Source organism: Bradyrhizobium sp. WYCCWR15520 (genome assembly GCF_056174665.1).
In genome coordinates this window covers 1-5,896 of the sequence record NZ_JBWBWM010000108.1, presented here as the reverse complement: position 1 = coordinate 5,896, position 5,896 = coordinate 1, and the positions used below count along the sequence as shown (strand labels likewise).

At 57.9% G+C, this 5,896-nt stretch carries 7 protein-coding genes; 4 read left to right on the top strand and 3 right to left on the bottom strand.

From position 1 onward, the window contains the following. Positions 1 to 188 (top strand): hypothetical protein (locus AC0QUY_RS42080; protein WP_475391676.1); only part of this gene is annotated, 188 nt, incomplete at its 5' end. A 172-nt stretch (positions 189 to 360) separates the two neighbouring features. Here the strand turns inward: AC0QUY_RS42080 and AC0QUY_RS42075 are convergent. Both AC0QUY_RS42075 and AC0QUY_RS42070 read right to left on the bottom strand, forming a co-directional pair. After that, positions 361 to 654 (bottom strand): hypothetical protein, encoded by a 294-nt coding sequence (locus AC0QUY_RS42075; protein WP_475391674.1) that lies wholly within the window; start codon positions 652 to 654, stop codon positions 361 to 363. Beyond that, positions 651 to 1,424 carry a hypothetical protein gene (locus AC0QUY_RS42070; RefSeq protein WP_475391672.1) on the bottom strand — a complete coding sequence of 258 codons (774 nt, stop codon included), beginning with the start codon at positions 1,422 to 1,424 and terminating at the stop codon, positions 651 to 653. Before AC0QUY_RS42070 ends, AC0QUY_RS42075 begins: the two co-directional genes overlap by 4 nt. A 594-nt stretch (positions 1,425 to 2,018) precedes the next feature. Here AC0QUY_RS42070 and AC0QUY_RS42065 point away from each other — a divergent pair. Beyond that, a complete protein-coding gene (locus AC0QUY_RS42065) occupies positions 2,019 to 2,525 on the top strand; it encodes an NUDIX domain-containing protein (protein WP_475391670.1) in 507 nt (168 codons plus the stop codon). A 295-nt stretch (positions 2,526 to 2,820) separates the two neighbouring features. On the opposite strand, the gene AC0QUY_RS42060 is transcribed toward AC0QUY_RS42065, so the two are convergent. Then, positions 2,821 to 4,383, bottom strand: a complete 1,563-nt coding sequence (locus AC0QUY_RS42060; RefSeq protein WP_475391669.1) for a winged helix-turn-helix domain-containing protein — start codon at positions 4,381 to 4,383, stop codon at positions 2,821 to 2,823. 163 nt (positions 4,384 to 4,546) lie between these two features. Between AC0QUY_RS42060 and AC0QUY_RS42055 the strand changes: the two genes are divergently transcribed. Further along, complete coding sequence (locus tag AC0QUY_RS42055; protein WP_475391667.1) at positions 4,547 to 4,786, top strand: DUF1127 domain-containing protein; 240 nt, start codon at positions 4,547 to 4,549, stop codon at positions 4,784 to 4,786. A 99-nt stretch (positions 4,787 to 4,885) separates the two neighbouring features. Then, positions 4,886 to 5,716 (top strand): methyltransferase domain-containing protein, encoded by an 831-nt coding sequence (locus tag AC0QUY_RS42050; protein WP_475391665.1) that lies wholly within the window; start codon positions 4,886 to 4,888, stop codon positions 5,714 to 5,716. Positions 5,717 to 5,896: the final 180 nt, after the last annotated feature.

The following is a 5,896-nucleotide window of genomic DNA, read 5'->3' as shown; positions in this document are numbered from 1 at the left end:
ACAGGATTACTCTCGTCAATGAAATCATCGAGGCATTCGGGCAACAGCGTCCATTGCCCACGATCCGCCTCTTCAACGAAGCGCCTCATCAATTCCCCCCGCAGAATCACGAGGGAATCATACCAGCTGGCACAGCGTTTTCACACAGCCAGGGTCAACAGGCGACCTCGCCGATCCATCGGCGCTAGTCCGCTCCACCCCACAAATCGGACATCTGCGCGCTCGTCGCGCAGGTCAGCAACGGGCCATGAGTAGACATCGGAACTTGGTCGACCACCTCGTTAGCGGCGATTTCTGAATCGTGAAGTGAGACGGGCTCGGCGGCGGGATGCGGCAGCTTCTGCCGACCACGCAACGGAATTACTGCTTTGCCCCTGCGGCGATGGCGGTCGCCATGTACTTCGAATAGAATTCAGCGACCCGCGCGCGCCACATGCCGACGAACGCCTCCGATGTCACCTTGTCCACCGATTTCCACGCCTTCTTGAGGGCCGGAAGGGTGTTGCCCCAGATCGCGCGTTTGCACCACTTCTCGCCCTTCTCCCTGCCTTCGCTGGTGGCGCACATGGATTTCCAGGCGATGCGATCGGGCTGGCTGATGTGCTCGGCGGCGCCTTCCCAGCCCTGCTGATGGATCAGGTAAAGATCGTTCAAGTCCGGCTTCCGGTGCGTGATCCATTCGAACAGGATGCCTTCGGTAATGACCTTGTAGGCGGCCGCAACGGCATTGTCGCGGGACTGCGAATCTGCCCAAAGCCGAATTTGCTGAACTCATATTCGCTCAGCTGAAACAGGCCGATATACGACCCGGTGCGTTGATTGGGGTTGAAACCGGACTCGATCTTGGCAACCGCTTTCATGAAATTGAAATCGAGACCGAACGCGTCGGAAGCACGTTTGATTTCCTCGACCGGCGTTCCGACCGGGATGTCCTTGAGCGAACGCAGGACGGTCTCCGCCGGCTTCTCGGCGGGCGGCACTTCGGACCAGACGTAATAGATGAGATATTGGAAATCCTGCGTCGCCGACGCTGGGTTGGAGGCAACACCGGTCTCATCGCTCGTTGTCGGCGCCGGTTGGGTGGCATCATAGTGACCGAACGGTACCGATCTTGTCCCGATCAAATCGTCGCCTGCTTTGGCGTGGGCCGACGATGGACCGGAAGCAGCATCAGGCATCGAGCCAAGCGTGACTTCCTGCAATGGCGGCTCGGGGGCGGGCTCGGGCTGCGGCCGCGGCAGGGCCTGCATCATCTGCTCGCGTAGCTTGACCAGACCGTCGAGGCGGTCGGACTCCAGCGCCGGCGCTTCGTACGGTTGCTCGAGCGAGGCGATCTCGGCGGGGCGCAAGGCGCGTTGGTGGACCGCAACCAGGATTAGCGTACCTATCGCCGCACCGGTGAAGATGACCCTGAAGGCGAGCATGGCAGCGAGCTTTCCATGCGCAACGGGGCGACAACATGGCGAGATCACGGCCGAGCCCGGAAAGTGTCCGAATCACGTATCAGCCAAGCGTCGGAAGCGGACTTAAGCGGGCCGCTGCCCATGTCCGCCTTGGGGGTCTTGGCTGTGTAAAAACGCGAAGACGCTCAATCGCGATAGAAGAAGTTATTCGTCCGAGACCGCCTTAGTCGCTCAACGCGCAAGCGGATTGAACTTAGAGGTCGAACTGGAAAAATATCATTCTTCGCCGCGTTTCGATTTTTGAGCTTTTACACAGCCAGGGTCATAAGCTGCACTCGCAGCCTGTCTCCGGCACTTCCGTTCTGCTCCCGAGAACCGACATTGCCCTTCGTGCTCGGCATGTCTCCAACGGGCAAAAACAGACTCATGCGCTGCTGCAAGCAGGTCCTATTCGATCACCTGATCGGCTCGCAGCAATATGGAGGTGGGCATCGTTCGAATGTCGACGGCTCGGCTTCAGGGGCACCACAAGATGTAGCTGGGACAACAGCCCGAGCCCCAGTGCCGGCGCGAAAAGCTGTCCTTCTTACCGGCAAAGGTAGTAGAGGTTGATCCATGTCAGATCTTGGACAAGCTCGACGTTCCACGCTTCTCGACGCTGCCTGGCGGACAGCATACCGCGTCGGTTTCCCGATTGCCCGCATCTGGTGGCGACTGCGGCACCAGCAGCATGAGGGGGCCCTTGTGGCTGTCTACGTCGGTCAGGCGCTACTGCTGGTGCGCTCGTCGTATAGGATCGAGTGGAACTTCCCCGGCGGCACTGTCCGGCAGGGTGAGACGCCTGAAGTAGCGGCTCGGCGCGAGCTGGCAGAAGAGATCGGCCTCGCCGGAGCATTCCCGCTGGTCGCCGTGGGCGACGCCTGGGGCCTCTGGGACGGGCGAAAAGATAAAGTGCATTTCTTTGAACTACGACTGGATCAGCTACCCGAGTTACAGCTCGACAACCGCGAGATCATCGGCGCACGGCTGATATCGCCGAGTGAGTTGCGCGGCATGGCGCTGACCGGGCCGGTCGCCGTCTATCTCGACAGGACGATTCCGCCGGGCTGCCACTCAGAGTGACCGCGCAACGCTACTGCGATGTTCACGATCCTTGAAGGCTGAAAGCTTCCGACCGACGCGAGCGGATGGCGACCGATGGTGCGAATGTCAATGACACGGCTTAAGAGCGACAACCATACCCTACCACATCATTTGCATGAGAGGCCGTGTTGTGTGTCACAGCAAAGATTGGGCCCCCCATGTCTGAAACGGGTCACAAGCGGCGGTCCGACCGCCCAGCTCGTCAGGTCCGGTTCTCCTCCGAGAGCGGCCTTTGCGATGTCTCATAGGCAGTTCGGCTGAGGGCCAAAAGGGGTCATTCCGGCATACCGGCCAGTCGATAAGCTTCTTCCAACATCCTTACGTCCTCGGCGCGACGAAATGGCAGGCGTCTCATTCTTGAAATGCTTTGTGTCGGATCCAATTCCAATAATCGCGCGCAGCTTTTTCGCGCGATCTCTTGTCTTCCCAGCATCGCCTGGGCGGCCATCATTGCCCGATGAATACTGGGAAGATTTGGTCTTAGCCGCATTGCCGTCGCCGCACAGGCCAGGCTGTCTTCGTATTGGCTCGCGAGGAAATGCGCAGTAGCCATGGCCACGTGAGCCAGAAACATGCGTGGATCGAGCGGGCTCAGGCGCACGGCCAGGCTGCATTGCTCGATAGCAATGTGCGGGTTTCCAAGATAGATTTGCGCGTAGCCGCTCCAAATTCGTGCGGCAACCATGTTTGGATCGAGATCGATTGCGCGCAATAGAAACGCCGCTCCATCATCCAGATCACCGACGACGTCGACGAGTGCCCACCCCGCTAGTGTAAGTACCGTGGGATCGTGTGCATCCAGTTCAAGCGCGTGTCTGGCGAAGCGTCTCGTCTCGGCTATCCCGGGAGCAAGACCCCAGGGAAATGCCCTGCGCTGAGCGTGAAAATTGGCGGCGAGCGCATAGGATAGAGCCAGGCCAGGATCGAGGCCAATTGCAGTCTCAGCGTATTTGAGCCCCTCGGCGTTGGCCTCCGCGGTATATTTGTAAGTGCAAGCGAGGGCTCGCAGCACATGATCGTAGGCTTGGAGATTCTCGGTCGGCTTGCGCTGTATCCGGTCAAATTCTGCCTGCAATAGTCTCGGAGAAATCGCACCTATTACGCTATTTGTAACGCGATCCTGCAGGTCAAAAATGTCCTCGAACTCGGAATCAAATTTATCGGCCCAAATATGAGCACCGGTTGTAGCGTCGATGAGCTGAGCCGTGATTCTGATTCTCTTACTAGTTCTGCGGACACTGCCCTCCAAGACGTATCTAACGCCCAACTCCCGTCCTACCTCCTTGAGGTCGACCAACCTGCCCTTATAGGTGAAGGATGAGTTTCGTCCAATTACGAACAATAGCCTGGATCGTGATAACCCGGTAGTGATGTCCTCAACGATACCGTCAGCAAAATACTCCTGCTCCGGATCGCCGGAAATATTCTGGAACGGCAAGACGGCAATTGAGGGTTTGTCCGGCAACGGGAAGCCGGGTCTCGGAATTTGCGACGCTGCCTCGACGGCGCCCCTGTCTGCGGGTCCCGGCGCAACTCGGACAGCTCCGACGAACCGAAAGCCCCTGCGCGGCAGCGTCCTTATGAGCCGCTGCTCCCCGCCGGAGTCGCCAATCGAAGCGCGAGCAACGTTCAGGCGCGTCGTGAGAGCCGCCTCGGAGACGATACGCCCCTTCCAAACGGCATTGATCAAGTCGTCCTTACTGACGACGCGTTCCCTGTTGCGGATGAGATAATCGAGGAGTTCGAAAACCTGCGGCGCGACAGATACAGTGTCCGATCCACGGAGTAGCTCGCGCCGGTCGGTGTCGAAAGAGTAATCCTCGAAAAAATACCGCAACGTGTCATTCCTCGGGGCGGATTTCCGAACATCAGAAGACGCCAAATACGACAGCAACCCAAAATATAAGAGGTTGGTGAGGTAAATGTAAGCATTCGATCAAGCGAAGCATCCCAGCCTTGGCATTATCGCCCGGTGAAAGCTCGGCCCGGGAGATAGCCCAATGAATGCGGCTCAAGATGCAATCGGACTGGGGAGGACGACCGCCTTAACGCGACCCGTCTCTTTCAGGAAATATTGGCATGCATTTCAAGATTGGCGCACAGGCAAGAAGTTACAAAGCACTTTGGATGAACTCAGCGATCGGGAGCTGAATGATATCGGCATCACGCGTGGTGAGATCGCGTACGTCGCCTCAAACCCATCCATTGAGCCGCGCGGTATTTTTACGGGATCCGTTTGACGGTCCACGAATGCTCGCCTCGCCGGCGTATCTCGCATCGGATCTATTGTGATGTGGGCATGCGGGCCGGGCCAGCAAAACAAGTGAATAGGATATCACATGAACTATCAATCGGCAGATTATGTTTTTGGCGGCAACCAGACTGAACTCCAACGTTTGCTGATTCAAGCTCAGGGGCTTGAGCCAGAGGCTCGATGGCTCCTCGACCGCATCGGCATTGAACATGGTTGGCACGCCGCAGACATTGGCTGCGGCCCAATCGGGGTGTTGGACCTGCTGTCGGATCGTGTTGGCAGGTCGGGAGAAGTTGTAGGCATCGAGCGCGAGGAGCGTTTTGCCGAGATGGCGCGGAACGAGATCAAGCGGCGTGAACTGAATAACGTCAGCGTGATTCTCAGCGATGCTTTGGGAACAGGCCTCGAAAAAGAATCATTCGATCTGATTCACGAGCGGCTGGTTTTTATCAACGTTCCCGAGGCTAACCAGAAAGCACTTATCACAGCGATGCTGGCGCTCCTGAAGGTCGGTGGCACCATCGTGCTACAGGACTACGACCGCGTATCCTACGTCTGCTACCCGGAACATCCGTCGTGGACGCTGTTGCGGGGTCTGTATGACGAAGCCTTCCGACTCGGCGGCGGCAACGGAGCTACCGGGCGAATGCTGCCTTGGCTGCTAAAGGCTGCAGGGGTTCGAAATGTCCAGACCAAAGTGCATGTGAGAACCGTTGAAGTCGGCGAAAGCCGACGGACGCACCACCTGTCAATGCTTGAGGTGATGCATGACAAGATTCTTGCTCTGGGAAAAGTTAGCGAAATTGAACTAAGGGACCATAAGAAGGCACTCCTTCAGCATCTTACCGATCCAGACACGGTGCTGATCGATCGTCTGCTAGTGCAGGCGTGGGGAGTTAAACCGCCACCAAACTAAATCTAGCACGCAAGTCGCTCTCCTCCGCAAGCCTGAGTCCGAAATGTCCGAGATGGGTCTTGGCCGTGTAAAAACACCCTTCCCAGGGAAGCCGGTGAGAAGCAAGGATCGGCTCGGTCTCAGGCCACGATCGCAGCCATCAGCGGCTTGGTCCCGACGATGTTCATGACCCGTGTCAGA